Genomic DNA, 16,234 nt, shown 5'->3' with positions numbered 1-16,234 from the left:
TCAGGCAGCGACCGCTTCCGTTCTTTTCATCTTGGACCCAATTGCCACCAGATCGGGCTCGTCCAGTGTCTCGCGTTGCAGGAGATCCTGCGCGGATTGCTCGAGCAGCGCCCGGTTGGCTTCGAGAAGCGAGAGGGTGCGCTTGAACACGCCATCCACGATGTCGCGCACCTTCGCGTCCATTCGCTCGGCCGTGGCCTCGCTATAGCGGCGGTTCAGCCACGACGACTGGTCGCCGGTGCCGAGAAAGCCTGGCCGATCGCTGTCGTAGCTGACATGCCCGAGGTCTTCGTCCATCCCGTACCGCGCGACCATGGCGCGGGCGATATCGGTAGCCTTGACCAGATCGTCGGCCGCCCCGGTCGAGACATGATTGTAGATGATCTTCTCGGCCGCGCGCCCGCCAAGCAGGACTGCGATCTTGTTCTCGAGTTCCTCCCGCGTCATCAGGAAGCGGTCCTCGGTCGGGCGCTGGATAGTGTAGCCGAGCGCGCCAATTCCGCGCGGGATGATCGAGACCTTGTGCACCGGGTCCACCCCCGGCAGAGCCATCGCCACCAGCGCGTGCCCCATCTCGTGGTGCGCCACGATCTCGCGTTCGCGCGGATTGAGCACGCGGTTCTTCTTTTCCAACCCCGCGATGATGCGCTCGACGGCATTGTTGAAGTCGTCCATCGTCACCGCATCCGCCTTGCGGCGCGTGGCGAGCAATGCTGCCTCGTTGACGAGATTGGCAAGATCCGCGCCAGAAAAGCCGGGAGTAAGCGCTGCGACATTCTCGGCATCAACGTCTGGGGCGAGCGTCACTTTCTTCATGTGCACGTTCAATATCTGCACACGCCCCCTCTTGTCGGGCCGGTCCACCAGCACCTGACGGTCGAAGCGTCCCGCACGCAGCAGCGCGGGGTCGAGGATCTCGGGCCGGTTGGTGGCGGCCAGGAGCACGATGCCCACCGAAGGGTCGAAGCCGTCGAGCTCGGTCAGAAGCTGGTTCAGCGTCTGCTCACGCTCATCATGGCCACCGGCGATCTGGCCGGAGGAGCGCGCCCTCCCAAGAGCGTCGAGTTCGTCGATGAAGATGATTGCCGGGGCCGATTTCCTGGCCTGCTCGAAGAGGTCGCGCACCCGTGCGGCACCTACGCCCACGAACATCTCGACGAACTCGGAGCCCGAGATCGAAAAGAAGGTCACGCCGGCCTCGCCTGCCACCGCGCGCGCCAGAAGCGTCTTGCCGGTGCCCGGCGGCCCGACGAGCAATATGCCTTTGGGGATATGTGCGCCCAGCTTTCCGTATTCGGCGGGGTTTCTGAGGAACTCCACGACCTCCTCGAGCTCAGCCTTGGCCTCGTCCACACCGGCCACGTCGGCGAAGCTGACGCCGGTTTCCTTTTCCATGTAAACTTTGGCCTTGCTGCGGCCGACCTGCATGAACCCGCCGAAACCCTGCTTGTCGGCGAACTTGCGGAACAGCAGCATCCAGATTCCGAAGAAGACAAGCGCTGGCGCCACCCAGGAAATCAGCGTGCCGAAGAAAGTGTTTTGCGGAACGCCAGTGATCTCGATACCTGACCGGTCTATCCGTTCCAGGATTGCGGGATTCACTACAGTCGTCACGAACTGCTTCTTGCCGTCGACGGGTTCGGTGAAGGTGCCTGTGATAGTGTCTGACCCGACCGCGACAGAAGAAATTTTCCCGTCAGCGAGATACTTCTCGAACTGGCTGTAGCTGATCGGCGCGACGGATTGCCAGCCGGCGATCAGATCCTGGATGAAGATCACGGCTATGAAAGCCATCACCCAGTACCAGATGTTGTATTCGGTCTTCTTTTCCACACGGCTTTTCCTTTTCCCTAGCGCCCGAGCCGCGCCCTGATCCGCTCGAGCAGCGCCAGCAGAATGCGCCTCTCGTCCGCCGACAGATCCTGCAGGATCTCATCTTCGAGCGCCGATTGCCGCGGCGCGAGTTCCTTCAGCATCGCCCGGGCCTTCGACGTTGCCGTGACGATCTGCGCCCGTCGGTCGTCGGGTGACGCCCACCGCTCTACCCAGCCGCCCCGGACCATGCGATCGACGAGCTGGCCGGCTGTGGCCTGGCCGACCTCCAGCAGGTCGGCCAGATCGCCGATGGTCAGCCCAGGCGCATCCTCGACATGCGCCGCCGCCATCCAGGACAGGCGGGTCAGGCCGCTGCCGCGGATGTCTTGGTCGATCCGCTGCTGGATGAGCTGCGCGACCCGGTGGATCGTCGTCCCGATCAGCGCGATGTCCGAAGAGATCATGGGGATCCTTCCTCCGATTGCATGGTACACAGGAGAAACCGCCCCCCATCCAAAACACAATGCATCCATCATACATGCTTGCATAATAAATGGAACGGCCTATCTTGATAGGCGTTCTCCGAACCCACATCCGGCCGGCACCGTTGCCCGGTCCCTCCATGCCGACGGTTCGGGGGTATCGATCAGCAACAGGAGGCCAGCAATGCTCTACCCGACATATCTGCGCCGCAGCGATCCCTTTGCGCTGATGCGCTCCATGATGCGCGATCTCGACCGCGGTTTCTGGCCGCCGTCCCGCGCGGCGTTCCCGGCGGTAAATGTCTGGCAAGGCCCTGAGGCCGTTGCAGTCACCGCTGAACTTCCCGGCATCGAACCGGGCGACATTGAAATTTCGGTCAAGGACAACGTCCTGACGCTTTCGGGCGAACGCAAGGCGCCCGAGGTTCCCGACGGTGCGCGCTGGCACCGCAACGAACGCAGTTTCGGCAGGTTTTCCCGCACTATCCGCCTGCCGTTCGCGGCCTCGGATGACAAGGTCGAGGCGAGGATGACGAACGGCGTATTGCGGATCGTCATCTCCCGGCCCGAGGAAGAAAAGCCGAAGAAAATCGAGATCAAGGCAGCCTGAGAGGAGCTGGAACGATGAGCACCGACATCACGCAAGCCGCCGAAAAGACGCCGACCGACTCGCCCGAGACCACCGGCGGCGGACGCATCTACCGCCCGTTGACCGATATCGTCGAGACCGATCAGGGTGTCTCCATGATGCTTGAAATGCCTGGGGTCGCCGCCGATGCGATCGAAATCACGCTCGAAAATCGTGTGTTGACGATCCGCGGCAAGGTTGACCCGGTGCGGCCGAAAAACCTCGAACTTGCCTATGCCGAATATGGCGAGGGCGATTTCGAGCGTGCCTTCACGCTTTCCGAGGACTTCGACCCCGACAGGATCGAAGCCGAGATGCGAGGAGGCGTCCTAACTTTAACGCTCCCCCGGGCCCCTGAAGCGCAGCCGAAAAGGATCGCCGTCAAGGGCGCCTGAAAACCTAAGGAGACCAATCATGCAGATTAAAGACCTCATTCCCTGGGCGCGCAAGGACAGCACGCCAGATGCGAAGAGCAGCCAAGACAACCCGATCGCGACGCTCCAGCGCGAAATGAACCATGTGTTCGAGAGTTTCTGGGATCGGGCCGGTCATTTCGAATGGCCCTTTGGCAGTGGAGAGACGAAGTCCGACGTGGTTGAGACCGACAACGCGATCGAAGTGTCGATCGAACTGCCGGGCATGGAGATCAAGGACATCGAGGTGACGGTCAACGATGACATGTTGACTGTGAAGGGGGAGAAGAAGATCGAGCGCCAGGAGGAGAAGAAGGGATACTACCTCTCCGAGCGCAGCTACGGCGCGATCTACCGGACAATTCCGCTCCCCCCCGGCGTGGATGGCGAAAAGGCGCAAGCATCCTTCAAGAACGGGGTTCTGACGATCAAGCTGGCACAGACTCCCGAGGCGCAGGCCAAGGTCAAGCGCATCGAGGTCAAGAACGGCTGATTTGCCACATGGGGTGTCGCCGGTTTGCGGCGTCCCCTCCGCTCCGTGCGATATCGCACCGTCTGGCAAAGCCCCGGGGAGCTTGTCTCTCCAGGGCGGCTTTCGAGAGGCAATCATGAAAGACTTGCAACGATCTGGGCTGACCCGTGAACAATGGTCGGCGATGACGCTCTACGAGAAGTTCGAGCAAGTTGTCATTCTCGTCCTCAGCGTCATCATTGCGGCGATCGTCGTGGCGTCGGTCTGGGCGCTGATGCGCGAAGTCGTGAACCGCTTGCTTCTGGGGGCATTTGACACTCTCGACTACGCCACCTTCCAGGTGGTGTTCGGCATGGTCTTCACCGTGGTGATCGCGCTCGAGTTCAAGCGCTCCCTTCTTGTTGCGACCGAACGCAGCTTCGGGATCCTCCAAGTCCGCACGATCGTGCTGATCGCGCTCCTCGCCATCGCGCGCAAATTCATCATCCTGGACCTCGGCGAGACGGAATCATCCAAGATTGCCGCTCTTGCCGGCGCGGCGCTTGCGCTCGGCGCTGTCCACTGGCTGGTGCGCGATCAGGACCGGCGCGAACTCGGAGGCCACGAGACGCGATGACCGCGGCCTCCGCCAGCCACCGCCTGCTCAATTTCGTGCAATCGGCGCTGCTGCTCGGGCTCATGGCCGCGATCGCCTGGATCGCGGTGACAGCGATCGTCGGACCCGAGACCGGTCTCCTCATGGCGCCCGCGCTGCCACGCCGGCGCTCCTCTCGGCTTACCAGGCGCAGCGGCTCACCGGTCGTGATGCCCCCGGTCTCGTCGCGGCCCTGGCCGAACTCGCCCGCAGGGCCGGGCTGCAGCGCGTGCCGAGCCGGCTGCCGAACGCCTTCGCCCTAGGCAGCCCCGAGGACAGCGCCATTTGCGTCACCGACGGGCTGATCGACCTGATCGACGGCCGAGAACTGGCCGGGGTTCTGGCGGCATCGTAACTTAAGGGACAAATGGCCAGCGAAAGAGGCTGTCCGCGGATATTTCTCATGCTCGGGCAATTTTCGCCCATAGGCTCATCGCCTCTGCGCGCAGTTCGCGATGATGGCCGGAGGTTATGTCGTGGCACGGGATGTGAAACAGGTTGGCGATCGGATCGTGGATGGAGACGAAGCATTGTAGATGTCGCTGCGATTTGAAGCGCTTCATGATCCGCTCTCGTCGCCGGATCGGCTAGTGAGAATTCTCCGCCCGATTATTCAACCCTTTGTGGGAGTGATGCTCGACACTCAGCATGATCTCTCGCCTTGCTGCGCTATAGGATCGCAGCTTATCGGTGATGATCACACGGGGCATCCGTCCCTAACGCGCCGCTCTGTGGAACAGACGCCATACACACAGGCCTTCATCAAAGATCTCGTGGCCGGCACCACGAGGAATATGTGAGCGTCGGCGAACCTATGGCCAGCCAATCTTGTATTCTGATCAGTTCGTGAAGATCCAGTTTTCCAAAAGGCGTAAAAGCCAGCAATCAAGGAGCCCCTGTTCGACACTCCTCAAGAGCAGGCGTCTCGATCGCCCTCAGTGGAAAACCTCGAGCCTATGGGCTGCGAGAGGTTCAATCTTCGCTCTCCTATCGGCCGGCACAACCAAGAGTTTGCGGGAGTGGTGTCACCCTTCGATGGCGACCACTCCTCATATTCACGTAGTCCTGCCGCGAGTGACAACTAGGGTGGGTACGGAGAATTCGCTTTTGGCTCCGGTAAGAAGCAGGGTGCCAAAGAGGTTGGTGACCACGCAGGCACGATCCGGACCTTGTCGCCGACGGCGAGGCCGATCGGTCCGGAACTCAGCAGACGCCCGTGCTCCCCGGATATACTGGTCGATGGCGATATCATCGTGGCCGAGCACGTGCCCGTGACCCTGAGGGCCAAGCAGATCCGAGGTCAGGGCCTTGGAGCCGGCAATGATGATGGCACGGTTTTCCATTGGCACCGAGACGACGGTTGCCAGCACGGTCAGCGCGCAATCTGCCCAGCTGCAGACGCCAAGTGAGACGAGTGAGCGTTCATTGTAGACATAGGTGCCTGGCCGGTACTCGCTGACCACGGGTGCGTTGGCCGTCCGCATCATCGACGGCGTGCCGCCTGAGGTGATGACAGGCACTGCCAGGCCGCGGGCGTCGATGAGCGCTTTCGCCTCGCGCATGTAACGTTGCACCGCGGCCTCGCCACCGGCGGGAGGGGGATAGGTCATTAGGCCACCGAAGGCGAGGCCCGACGCGGCATCGAGATAGGCTGCGAGCGCGTCCGCCGCCTGCGGATCTCCGACACCGCAGCGGTTGGCACCGGTATCGTGTTCCACCAGCACGGCAAGCGGCTCGGCCGCGTTTTCAAAATGGCAGAGAGACCATCCATCACCGCGCGGCTGTCGGCGACCACCAACAGATGGACCTTGAGGGCGAGCGCCTTGAGACGTGTAAGCTTTTCGGCGCCGATCGCGAATGACGGGGCTGCCGGCCACCATCGCTGCGGCTTCCGACACCTTCTGGCAGGTGATACCGAATGCGCCTGCGCCCAGCTGCATTTCGGCGAAAAGAGGCAGCTTGTGCGTCTTGATATGCGGTCGCACGCGCAGACCGTGTTCCTGTGCATAGGACTGAAAGCGCTCGATATTCCGCTTGGCAATGTCGAGATAGACCAGAATTCGCTCCGGTTAGTCGGCAGCTTTGGCGTGATCTCAATTAAAACAGCGAAGCGCCCGATGGGGTGCACCGGGTACTTCTTTCTCAAAGCAACTCAAGATTACTTGGCAGCGAGGATGTCGAAATTGCGGACGTTAGCCACCACACCGTCGTCCCATCCGCCTGAGACCAATTCTGAAGCCTTTTCATTCAAGAGTCCGGCGACTTGTCCGGCAAAGTGCGCTTCGCGGCCAGAGTTGTCGGCAAAGATGTCGAAGATGGCGAAGTTGTTCTCGTCAATCTGCAGCGCCGCCCAGAACAATGTCTTGGGTTCGGTATCTCCGACGATGGGGCCGGCGGCGGTCAGCAAAGCTGCCAGTTCGGGGCCTTTACCCGAAGCAGCTTCGAGCTTGATGTACGTTGCGGTCGTTGCCGTGTAGAGATCAACCGGCGCCTTTGCCGACAGGACATCGGAGTTGTTGATGTTCGCGACAACACCGTCTTCCCATCCTCCGTTGACCAACGTGTCGGCATTTTGGTTCAAAGCCGCAGCAACCGCTCCTGAAAAGTGAGCGTCGCGTGCGTCTTCATCTGCAAAGATGTCAAAGATTGCGAGCGTATCATCGGCTTGCAGAGCAAACCAAAGCACAGTGCCCGGCTCTGTTTCCCCCACGATGGGCGCGGCGCTAGTCAGAAACTCCGCGAAGGCTCCGGTCTGGCCTTCGGCGGCGGGCATGGTGATGTAGCTGGCAGCATGATTTTCCATTGGGCTGTCCTGTGCAGTTGAAGAAGTTGTGATTAGAGCCAGTGCGCCGAGTGCCTGAAGAATTCGCGTTTTCATGGTCGGCGCCTGCTTTGAAGTGCATCGTGCTTGTTCTCGATGCACTCTTGTCCCATGCCGGATACATCACATTCCAATTCCGAAATTCTATTCTTCGATAGACACGGACTATCGAAGTTGGTATGAGGTAGTGACGGAGAATGCGACAATGGAAATGAACCAGATCAGGTATTTTCTTGCTGTCTGCGAGCACCGAAACTTCACCCACGCAGCCAGTGCTTCCAATGTCTCCCAGCCTTCCTTAACGACGGCGATCAAGAAACTTGAAGGCGAACTTGGAGCTGAGCTGTTTGTCAGAGACCGTGCGGGCTGCAGGCTGACGGCCCTCGGAAAACTCATGCGGCCGAGGCTCCAGAAGATATACGACGAGACGCGACGGGCGAAGGCCGAGGCGGTCCGTCATATGCGTTTGGAGCGGGTGCCACTCTCTGTCGGTGTCGGCGAAACGATTGGCCACAGCAGAATTTCGGCAGCTATGGAGCGTATGCGCAAGCGAGTGCCGCAAGCCGAAATCGAATTGATCGTTGCGTCATCCTCCGGGCTTCTTGCCGCGTTGCGAGATGGTGACCTTGACGTTGTCGTCACCTCGGACAAGGTCAGTGAAGACCTCTATCGTATAGATCATCTCTATGAAGAGGACTATAGGGTCGTCGTGTCAAAGTCGCATCCGTTGTCTGAACTAAAGACGATTTCTCTTTCGACACTTGCTGAAACTGACATGCTTGACCGACTGAATTGCGAAATGCGGGATACTTTGCATGGAGCCTGCGCGGATCATGGTCACGAACTTTACGCGGCCTATCGGTCAAATCGCGTGGATTGGTTAGTCGATCTTGCCCGGCAGGGATCGGGTGCGGTGATCCTGCCAGTCACAGCTATTCCTTCAGACATCGGCTTGGTGTCGAAACCCATCGATGGCCTTGAAATATCTAGAACTGTTTGGGCCCTTCGATATCGGCACCAAGCGACGAGAGCAGAAACAAACGATCTGATCCGCGAGATGATGCGAACGCAAGCGTAGTGAGTTCGGCAATCGACAGTCGCCCATCGTGTATCATTCTGCACTTAGGCCTCAGACTAGGTCCTGTTGACAAAGTGGATTGAACGAAGCCGCTTTCGCGGCAATTGGGGCGTCTGATGATCTGTCTGATTTGCATGGCGTGGCTCTGGTTTGAAGGATTGGCTGCTTTGGCCAACCTTTGAACGGGAGATTACCATGAGTGAGATGAGCCCTCTACGCCGGCGGATGATCGAGGACATGACGATCCGGAACCTGTCGCCGGCGACGCAGCGATCCTAATCGCATGCGGTGACGAAGTTCTCGCGCTAATTCGGGCGATCGCCAGACCGACTTGGACTGGAACACGTGCGCGCCTTTCAGGTGCATCTGGTATCGACGGGTCTGTCATGGCCGGCCTTGAACCAGACGGTCTGCGCGCTGCGGCTCTTCTTTGGCGTCACCCTTGGGTATGATGAGATACCGGAGCGCTTCGCCTATCCCCGACGCCATCCAAGCTGCCGACGATATGTCAACATGTTCGCAGAAGCGATCAGCAAACCTCTTGATGGAAAGGGCGGCATTTTTTGGACTGCAGCTACGTCGTCCATTTGGCTGGTCCTATATGGGATACAGGACGTTATCACGTATTTTCAGTGCCTTGGTGTCAACTGAATTACGGGTCGTGCGTCCAGTTCCCATCAAGGCGTAGCGGTCTATGCTGTAACGATAGTTCGCTTCTTGAATGGCAATCTGGATGGGGCGTGCATGTCGCATTTGTCAATGCTGCTTGCCATGCCTGCGATAAGCACTTGCCGAGCGATTGCATTTCACTAATAGGTTTTAGGAATCTGAATTAATGGTAATGCCAATCGACTATATCAGAGACTTCTTCGAAGCTTGGTCCAATTAGAGACATTGATTATCAAATCAATTTGGTTTGAATGGAAGGAAGAAAACTCGTTCAAGCGAGAGGAAGTTTCATCGCCGGTTCATCAGCGAAGTGTCGATATTTCGTTCCTGATTAATTCTATTTTGGTTGCGCGTAATCAAGCTTCGCATTTGCTTCGAAAGAGATTCATTCAGCCGCGAGTCCTATGTGGATTTGTTGACCTAATTTGGGTCAGCACCACCGTTTTCAATTCCGGTTGAGCTGGTCAATCTTCCAAGCTTCGATAGCGAATGCGCAGCAGTTTCACGGTTAGGTGGAACAACTCGAAACGCAGAATCCACGACGAAAGAAAATCCTTTAAAGCTCTCTACGGGTCATCCCTTATCTGGCAGCGGTTAGTCATCCCGATTGACAGACAACCCACTGTGTGCAACAAATATTGCAAAATATAAAAGTAAGAAATTTTTGCTGTATTGCATGTTGGGATGTCGTCGCGAATTGGGAGGAGAGCGTGAAGAAGACAGGTATATTGCAGTCCCAGCCCCCCCTTCTGGAAGCAAGGGGCGTTTCCAAGTATTTCGGGGCGATTACTGCGTTGCGAGACGTAAATTTTCATGTTGATCCAGGCGAAGTACTGGGTGTTGTTGGCGATAACGGGGCTGGCAAGTCTACGTTGATGAAGATCCTGTCTGGTCTTTACGCGCCCAGCGAAGGAGAACTCATTTTCCAAGGCGTTCCGGTGCGCTTTTCGGGTCCGAAGGACGCCCGCCTGCACGGTATCGAGATGGTCTATCAGGACTTCGCGCTGGCCGGAAATATGCCGATCTACGAGAATATCTATCTAGGCCGAGAACCGGGCCGTAAATTCGGGCCGTTACGGATTGTCGATCACGCCAAAGCCCGTCTCATGGCGCAGGTGCACCTGGAAAAACTGAAGATCAGCGTCAAATCTATCGATCAGAATACTGAGAATTTGAGTGGTGGCCAGCGTCAGGCTGTTGCGATTGCACGTGCTACCGCCTTTGATGCCAAGCTAGTTATCATGGATGAGCCGACGGCTGCACTGGCGATCAAGGAAGTTGGAAAGGTGCTCGATCTGATACGCTCACTCAAGGAACATGGGGTCGCGGTTATCATCATTTCGCATCGCATGGACGACATTTTCTACTGCTGCGATCGTGTGATCGCCCTCTTTCATGGGACCAACTTCGCCGAGGCCAAGCTTTCAGAGACGAACCGTAACGAAGTTATCGGTTGGATCATGGGCGCAAAGGACCATGCCGATGAATTGGCTCACGATCGGGTGAAATAAAGTGCTGCACAATCCAAAATTTTCAAAATTTCTCGAAACTTACGGCATTGTCGTGGTCGTCATCGTCATGATGACGGCTCTGGCTATCATCAAGCCCGGTGTCTTCCTGTCTGCGGAAAACCTCTCCAATATCCTCAAGCAGAACGCCTCGCTAGCATTGCTCGCGCTCGGCATGCTGCTGGTGATCATAACCGGTGGTATTGATCTTTCCGTAGGTTCGACCATGGCACTGGCGATGGTCTGCATTGCCATGGCTGCCCAGGCGGGCGTGCCATGGCCGATCTGTTTGCTGGTCGGACCTGTAGTGGGACTGGCGGTCGGCTATATTAACGGCGCCGGACTGACGAAGCTAAGACTTCCGCATCCTTTCATCATGACCTTGGGCACGCTCAATATCGCACGCGGACTGACGTATCTGCTGACCGGCGGAGCACCTGTTTCCGGGCTTCAACCGGAAGTTCGTTATCTCGGTATCGCCTATTGGGACCTGGGACTGTTCGCGCCGCCAGCCGGGTTGCCGGTCAGTCTCGTCGTCGTGCTCGTCAGCGCCGTACTTGTCTGGTTGTTCCTCAACTACACTTCAACCGGACGTCATATCTACGCGATCGGCGGCAATCCGCAGGCTGCGCGCGTATCGGGCGTCAATGTCGATAGAATTCTGGTTCTGGTCTACATGATCTGCGGCTTCTTCGCAGGACTTGCCGGCCTTTTGCTCGTTGGTCGAAGCGGCAGCGGCTTTCCCAATGCCGGTATCGGCATCGAGTTGGATGCTATCGCGGCGGTTATCATCGGCGGCGCTTCCTTCTTCGGCGGACGGGGAACCGTTCTCGGAGTGTTGGCCGGGGTGCTTATCATGGGCCTGCTCCGCAATGGTCTCAACATCAACAATGTCAGCGCCTTCTGGCAGATGATCCTGATTGGTTTTGTCATCATCATTGCTGTCTACATCGACGTTTTGCGCAAGCACGCCTCTGTCCGGCGCTGAACGCCCAAGATCCCGGATGCTTTTGTCTCGGCACGCCCGGTGAAAAAACTCCAGCGAGACGTTCAAATTATGGGAGGAAACCGAAATGAATAGAATTCTTCTTTCCGGCGTCGCTTTCGCCGCCATGATCGTAACGGCCCAGGCCGCCGACACATATGTGGTCACCATGAAAGGGCCAGCCGCTGGCAATCCATACTGGGCCGCTTTTGAGGAAGGGGCTAAAGCGAAGGGCAAGGAACTAGGTGTCGATGTGGTTGTGGTATCTCCGCCAAGCGAAACGGATGTTCAGGCGCAGATCGGCCAGGTCGAAGACCTGATTGCACAAAAGGTGGCGGGCATCGCCATCGCGCCGACCGATCCTGCCGCTCTTGCGCCAGTCGTAGACCAAGCGAAAGAAGCCGGCGTCAAGGTAGTTTTCGTTGATGGAGCCGGTACGAACAAGGATGTGCCGTTCATCGGGACCAACAATCTGGAGGGCGGCAAGCTCGGCGGCGAATTCATGTGCAAGCAACTGCAACCTGGTTCCGAGGTTGCCATCCTGCAGGGTGTCATGACCACGACGAACGGTGCCGATCGTTATAACGGAGCCAAAGAAGCGCTCGAAGGTTGCGGTATGAAGATCGTCGCCGCACAACCAGCTGACTGGGATCGTGCCAAGGCGCAGTCGGTAACCGAAACCATCCTGACCGGCAATCCAAACATCAAGGGCGTTTTCGGTTCAAACGATAATATGGCGCTCGGTGCCGTGGAGGCTTTGAAGGCCGCCGCTAAGCTGAAAGACGTTCTGGTCGTGGGCTACGACGCCAACCCGGACGCGGCGAACTCTATTCTTGCAGGTGAGCTTACCGCATCCGTCGCGCAGGCGCCGCAGAAAATGGCAGGCCTCGGCATCCAGGCGCTCGTGGACATGAAGGCCGGCAAGGATGTGCCGATGGTGACCGATCCTGGCACCGTTCTGGTCACCAAGGAAAATGCCGAGCAATACAAGTGACGGTGGCACGGTCCCGCCACCGAGCGGGACCACATTTCTCCAGATGAGAAGAATTTGTCCGATGGCTGTAAACGCATCCTTTTCAGGTTTTCCACCACCTTCACGCCTGCTCAGGCTCGGCTTCGTCGGCGGCGGCGAAGGTGCATTAATAGGCAACGTTCATGCCAACGGCGCGCGATTGTCCAATCGGTGGCACATAGTCGCGGGTGCCCTTTCCTCCGACCCGGAACGCGCACGCCGCTCCGGTCGCGCATGGATGCTCGATGATGATCGCATCTACAGCGGTTTTGGGCAGATGGCGCAGGGCGAAGCCGAACGCTCCGACGGCATCGACGCCGTGGTAATCGCTACTCCGAACCATTTACATCACGCTGTTGCGTCGGCATTTCTGGACGCCGGGATCGACGTCATTTCTGACAAGCCGTTGACGACCAACCTCGATGACGCGCTCGAGCTCGTACGTCGCCAGCAGACCACCGGGCTTGTTTTCGGCGTCACCTACGCCTATGCCGCCCATGCCATGGTGCGGCAGGCACGCGAGATGATCCGCGACGGCATGCTGGGGGATGTTCGCCAGATACATGTCGAATATTTTCAGGAATGGGCAGTCAACCTGACGGACCAGGATGGCGAGTGTCCCTGGCGTCTCGACCCAGCGAAGGTAGGTGCGGCGTTCACAGTAGGCGACATCGGTACGCATGCCATGCATCTCGCGTGCTTCGCCACCAGCAAGGAGCTCGAACAGGTGCGGGCGTTTTTCCATGTCGCCGGCGCGCCGAAATCGCTTGAGGACACCGCCTTCATGCACTTGCGTTTCGAAGGCGGGTTGCCCGGCACATTGATGGTGTCGCAGGCGGCAGCAGGAACGCAATGCGGCTTGCGGCTCAGGGTGTTCGGTAGCCTGGCTGGACTCGAGTGGAACCAGGAGAATCCAGAACACCTTCTGTTTACGCCGCTGGATTCCCCGACGCAGATCATCAGTCGAGGTTATAGCGCGGGCATGTATCCCGCCGCCGCACGCTTCGTGCGCATGCCGCGCGGTCATCCCGAGGCGTTGACCGACGCCTGGGCCAATCTCTATACGGAGTTTGCGGTCGCGATCGATGCGCGTCGCTCTGGCAGGACGCTTCCCGAAGAGCTGCTTGCCTATCCCGATGTTATCGACGGTGCAAAGGGAGTCAGGTTCGTTCAGGCTGCGGTCCAGTCCAATGCGACCGGCGAATGGGTGGATTGCAGATTATGACCGCCACAAATTCCGGTAAACCCGTCATCCTGATCGCGGATCCCGAGCCGCGCACACTCGACATGATCTTCGAGCCGGACGTTATGGCGAGGTTTGCGCAGTTGGGAACCGTTCGAGTGCATGCGGATGGGCGTCGCCTTTCGAAACCGGACCTCGACGCCGCCCTGGTGGAAGCGACGATCTGCATCGGGCAGATCGATCTGCCGGCGGAACGCCTGGCGCAGATGACCAGCCTGCGGGCCATATTCAACGTCGAAGGCAATTTCCTTCCCAATATCGACTATACTTGGTGTTTGGACCACGGCGTCCATGTGCTCAACACCAGCCCGGTCTATGCAACATCGGTCGCGGAGACGGCGCTCGGCATGGCCCTGGATTTGTGTCGCGAGATCACGGCAACGCACCAAGCGTTTCGAACACGATCGGAAAAATGGGGGGTGGCGAGCAATGTCGACAGCTTCCTTTTAACTGACGCGCGGGTGGGTATTGTGGGCTTGGGCGATCTTGGCCGGCGCCTGCGCGAAATGCTGGTGCCCTTTCGCTGCCAAGTGCGGGTTTTCGATCCGTGGCTTGCCGAACGACGGATCATTGAACAGGATTGTATTCCATCCTCGCTCGATGATCTGTTCCGGCAATCGCAGGTCGTGTTTCTCTTTGCGAGTGCCACCAGCGAGAACCAGGGTTTTATCGGTGAGCGTGAGTTGTCGTTGATGCCGCGTGGTTCGGTGGTTCTGGTCATGAGCCGGGCCGGGATCATCGATTTCGACGCGCTGGAGTGTGCGGTCCGAAGCAGACATGTACGGGCGGGAATAGATGTTTATCCCGTCGAGCCACTACCGGGGGACGCACCTCTTCGACAACTCGACGGTGTGGTCCTGTCCAGTCATCGCAGTGGCGGTATGCGAGAGAGCTTTCTGGAGATCGGCAGGCTCGTCCTCGCCGATACGGAACTTATCCTGCGCGGGCTACCACCCCAAATCTGTCGACGCGCCGAGCGGGAAACAGTGACACGTATGCGCAGCCGTCCGGTGGCGAAATCCTAGAAGGATTTTATGGTCGAGCGAAACCGCTCGTGTCACATAAGTGCCCGCGTAGCTGGAGATGGCCCATTCGCGCCCATCGGCCAGCCCCAAGGAGACATTTCAGTTCCTGATTTGCGATGGCTGGGGTTTGTCAGCTGGATATCGCATCGAGAACAGATATTGCAAGAAATAATTTCTGCAATTTTTGTTGAAATGTTATTTTACCGTGGCTATGATGCTATCGGGAGCAGGAGGTTGCCCGTTGTCGGTAGAAATGGCGGATATTCAAACCGCCATGATGGGTAAGGCTTTCTCATTCGCTTTCGAATGATGACGACTGAACGTTCCGACCGCACGAACCAAGCGGCCGGACGATGGCGCCGCATTGCCTCCAGACAGGCGGTGGCGTCGAAAGATCAGGGAGGCGTCCCCGATAGACGCTGAGGAGGAGCGAACAGCATGATTAGGAAGATTACGTTTGCGGCCGCGTTTTGCGCGGTACTAGCAGGGCAGGCTCATGCCGAAAAGATCGGTGTTGCGATGTCGTTATTCGACGACAATTTTTTGACCGTCCTGCGCCACAACATTCAGCGTCACGCCGGCGAAGTCGGCGTCGAAGTGCAGATGGAGGATGCGCAGGGCGATATAGCGCGCCAGCAGTCCCAGATCGAAAACTTCGCGGCATCAGGTGTCGACGGCATTATTACGATGCTCGTTGATGCGGATTCGGGCCGGGCAATGTCGAAGATTGCCGAAAGAGCAGGGGTACCTCTCGTATTCGTGAATATGCTGCCTGCAAATATGGATGAATTCCCTGAAAAACAGGCATGGGTTGGTTCCGATGAGGAGCAGGCGGGACGGCTCGAAGCCACGGAAATATGCCGTTTACTCGGTGGAAAAGGCGATGCCGTCATTCTTATGGGCCAACTCGGCACTACTGGACAGCGAGGCCGCACGAAAGCAACAGAGGAAGTTCTCAAATCCGATGCATGCAAGGACATAAAGGTGCTCGATTCACAATCGGCGAACTGGATGCGAACGCCTGCTATCGATCTCATGACCAACTGGATAACGTCCGGTATGAAGCCCGCCGCCGTGATCTCGAACAACGACGAAATGGCGCTCGGTGCCATCCAGGCGATGAAGTCTGCTGGCGTTGACATGAAGGGCGTCATCGTCGGTGGTGTCGATGCTACGCAGGACGCTTTGGGCGCAATGGAAGCCGGCGATCTCGACGTTACAGTTTATCAATCGGCCAAAGGGCAGGGTGAAGGTGCGCTGGACACGGTCCTGAAAATCGCGCGCGGGCAGCTGTTCGAGCAAAAGGTGGTCGTTCCGTTCGAACTCGTGACGCCAGAGAATCTCGCGCAGTACAAATCCAAAAACTGAAAACGAGCGGCGCCGGAATGCCCGGCGCCAATCCCATGGGGCAAAACAAACGATTTGCTCGGCAGCGCATTGGGGATTGAG

Annotated in this window: 15 protein-coding genes and 3 pseudogenes; 13 read left to right on the top strand and 5 right to left on the bottom strand. The window is 58.1% G+C overall.

Annotation, left to right across the window (positions count from 1 at the left end):
- Both ftsH and OPR82_RS20370 read right to left on the bottom strand, forming a co-directional pair.
- Window positions 1-1,833 carry an ATP-dependent zinc metalloprotease FtsH gene (gene ftsH, locus OPR82_RS20375; RefSeq protein WP_265986735.1) on the bottom strand — a complete coding sequence of 611 codons (1,833 nt, stop codon included), beginning with the start codon at window positions 1,831-1,833 and terminating at the stop codon, window positions 1-3.
- Window positions 1,834-1,850: 17 nt separating this feature from the next.
- Window positions 1,851-2,279: a MarR family winged helix-turn-helix transcriptional regulator gene (locus tag OPR82_RS20370; protein ID WP_265986734.1), complete on the bottom strand. Its 429-nt coding sequence runs from the start codon at window positions 2,277-2,279 to the stop codon at window positions 1,851-1,853.
- 202 nt (window positions 2,280-2,481) lie between these two features.
- Here OPR82_RS20370 and OPR82_RS20365 point away from each other — a divergent pair, with 202 nt between their 5' ends.
- The 5 genes from OPR82_RS20365 to OPR82_RS20345 all read left to right on the top strand — a co-directional run bounded on the left by OPR82_RS20365 (window position 2,482) and on the right by OPR82_RS20345 (window position 4,799).
- On the top strand, window positions 2,482-2,907 hold the full coding sequence (locus OPR82_RS20365; RefSeq protein ID WP_012754154.1) for an Hsp20/alpha crystallin family protein: 426 nt from the start codon (window positions 2,482-2,484) through the stop codon (window positions 2,905-2,907).
- A gap of 14 nt (window positions 2,908-2,921) precedes the next feature.
- Window positions 2,922-3,320, top strand: coding sequence for an Hsp20/alpha crystallin family protein (locus tag OPR82_RS20360; protein WP_012754153.1), 399 nt, complete (start codon window positions 2,922-2,924; stop codon window positions 3,318-3,320).
- A 19-nt stretch (window positions 3,321-3,339) separates the two neighbouring features.
- Window positions 3,340-3,831, top strand: a complete 492-nt coding sequence (locus OPR82_RS20355; RefSeq protein WP_094574580.1) for an Hsp20/alpha crystallin family protein — start codon at window positions 3,340-3,342, stop codon at window positions 3,829-3,831.
- A gap of 163 nt (window positions 3,832-3,994) precedes the next feature.
- Complete coding sequence (locus OPR82_RS20350) at window positions 3,995-4,426, top strand: phosphate-starvation-inducible PsiE family protein (RefSeq protein WP_454623494.1); 432 nt, start codon at window positions 3,995-3,997, stop codon at window positions 4,424-4,426.
- 247 nt (window positions 4,427-4,673) lie between these two features.
- On the top strand, window positions 4,674-4,799 hold the full coding sequence (locus OPR82_RS20345; RefSeq protein ID WP_265986728.1) for a M48 family metalloprotease: 126 nt from the start codon (window positions 4,674-4,676) through the stop codon (window positions 4,797-4,799).
- A 46-nt stretch (window positions 4,800-4,845) separates the two neighbouring features.
- Here the strand turns inward: OPR82_RS20345 and OPR82_RS20340 are convergent.
- The 3 genes and pseudogenes from OPR82_RS20340 to OPR82_RS20330 all read right to left on the bottom strand — a co-directional run.
- Window positions 4,846-5,160: pseudogene (locus OPR82_RS20340) on the bottom strand (DDE-type integrase/transposase/recombinase); the annotation flags it as partial.
- Between the two features lie 437 nt (window positions 5,161-5,597).
- Window positions 5,598-6,504: pseudogene (locus OPR82_RS20335) on the bottom strand (alanine racemase); the annotation flags it as partial.
- A gap of 98 nt (window positions 6,505-6,602) precedes the next feature.
- Window positions 6,603-7,322: a putative quinol monooxygenase gene (locus OPR82_RS20330; protein WP_265986727.1), complete on the bottom strand. Its 720-nt coding sequence runs from the start codon at window positions 7,320-7,322 to the stop codon at window positions 6,603-6,605.
- Window positions 7,323-7,470: 148 nt separating this feature from the next.
- Here OPR82_RS20330 and OPR82_RS20325 point away from each other — a divergent pair, with 148 nt between their 5' ends.
- The 8 genes and pseudogenes from OPR82_RS20325 to OPR82_RS20290 all read left to right on the top strand — a co-directional run bounded on the left by OPR82_RS20325 (window position 7,471) and on the right by OPR82_RS20290 (window position 16,153).
- Window positions 7,471-8,343, top strand: a complete 873-nt coding sequence (locus OPR82_RS20325) for a LysR family transcriptional regulator (protein ID WP_265986726.1) — start codon at window positions 7,471-7,473, stop codon at window positions 8,341-8,343.
- A gap of 195 nt (window positions 8,344-8,538) precedes the next feature.
- Window positions 8,539-8,849: pseudogene (locus tag OPR82_RS20320) on the top strand (phage integrase N-terminal SAM-like domain-containing protein); the annotation flags it as partial.
- A gap of 873 nt (window positions 8,850-9,722) precedes the next feature.
- Window positions 9,723-10,523, top strand: coding sequence for an ATP-binding cassette domain-containing protein (locus OPR82_RS20315; protein WP_265986724.1), 801 nt, complete (start codon window positions 9,723-9,725; stop codon window positions 10,521-10,523).
- Between the two features lies 1 nt (window position 10,524).
- Window positions 10,525-11,508, top strand: a complete 984-nt coding sequence (locus tag OPR82_RS20310; RefSeq protein ID WP_094515331.1) for an ABC transporter permease — start codon at window positions 10,525-10,527, stop codon at window positions 11,506-11,508.
- A gap of 85 nt (window positions 11,509-11,593) precedes the next feature.
- Window positions 11,594-12,499, top strand: coding sequence for a sugar ABC transporter substrate-binding protein (locus OPR82_RS20305; protein ID WP_265986722.1), 906 nt, complete (start codon window positions 11,594-11,596; stop codon window positions 12,497-12,499).
- Between the two features lie 61 nt (window positions 12,500-12,560).
- Entirely contained in the window at window positions 12,561-13,742 is a 1,182-nt protein-coding gene (locus OPR82_RS20300; RefSeq protein WP_265986720.1) for a Gfo/Idh/MocA family protein, read from the top strand.
- Window positions 13,739-14,785: a hydroxyacid dehydrogenase gene (locus OPR82_RS20295; RefSeq protein ID WP_265986718.1), complete on the top strand. Its 1,047-nt coding sequence runs from the start codon at window positions 13,739-13,741 to the stop codon at window positions 14,783-14,785. Before OPR82_RS20300 ends, OPR82_RS20295 begins: the two co-directional genes overlap by 4 nt.
- Window positions 14,786-15,226: 441 nt before the next feature.
- On the top strand, window positions 15,227-16,153 hold the full coding sequence (locus OPR82_RS20290; RefSeq protein ID WP_407673285.1) for a substrate-binding domain-containing protein: 927 nt from the start codon (window positions 15,227-15,229) through the stop codon (window positions 16,151-16,153).
- Window positions 16,154-16,234 lie beyond the last annotated feature (81 nt).

The organism is Ochrobactrum chromiisoli (assembly GCF_026241335.1).
Lineage (GTDB): Bacteria > Pseudomonadota > Alphaproteobacteria > Rhizobiales > Rhizobiaceae > Brucella > Brucella chromiisoli.
This window is presented reverse-complemented; position numbering and strand designations above follow the sequence as displayed.

Excerpts from the sequence above, each read along its gene's own strand:
- OPR82_RS20370 (WP_265986734.1), bottom strand. The coding sequence starts at position 2,279 with ATGATCTCTTCGGACATCGCGCTGATCGGGACGACGATCCACCGGGTC.
- OPR82_RS20365 (WP_012754154.1), top strand. The coding sequence starts at position 2,482 with ATGCTCTACCCGACATATCTGCGCCGCAGCGATCCCTTTGCGCTGATG.
- OPR82_RS20360 (WP_012754153.1), top strand. The coding sequence starts at position 2,922 with ATGAGCACCGACATCACGCAAGCCGCCGAAAAGACGCCGACCGACTCG.
- OPR82_RS20355 (WP_094574580.1), top strand. The coding sequence starts at position 3,340 with ATGCAGATTAAAGACCTCATTCCCTGGGCGCGCAAGGACAGCACGCCA.
- OPR82_RS20350 (WP_454623494.1), top strand. The coding sequence starts at position 3,995 with ATGACGCTCTACGAGAAGTTCGAGCAAGTTGTCATTCTCGTCCTCAGC.
- OPR82_RS20330 (WP_265986727.1), bottom strand. The coding sequence starts at position 7,322 with ATGAAAACGCGAATTCTTCAGGCACTCGGCGCACTGGCTCTAATCACA.
- OPR82_RS20325 (WP_265986726.1), top strand. The coding sequence starts at position 7,471 with ATGGAAATGAACCAGATCAGGTATTTTCTTGCTGTCTGCGAGCACCGA.
- OPR82_RS20305 (WP_265986722.1), top strand. The coding sequence starts at position 11,594 with ATGAATAGAATTCTTCTTTCCGGCGTCGCTTTCGCCGCCATGATCGTA.
- OPR82_RS20300 (WP_265986720.1), top strand. The coding sequence starts at position 12,561 with ATGGCTGTAAACGCATCCTTTTCAGGTTTTCCACCACCTTCACGCCTG.
- OPR82_RS20295 (WP_265986718.1), top strand. The coding sequence starts at position 13,739 with ATGACCGCCACAAATTCCGGTAAACCCGTCATCCTGATCGCGGATCCC.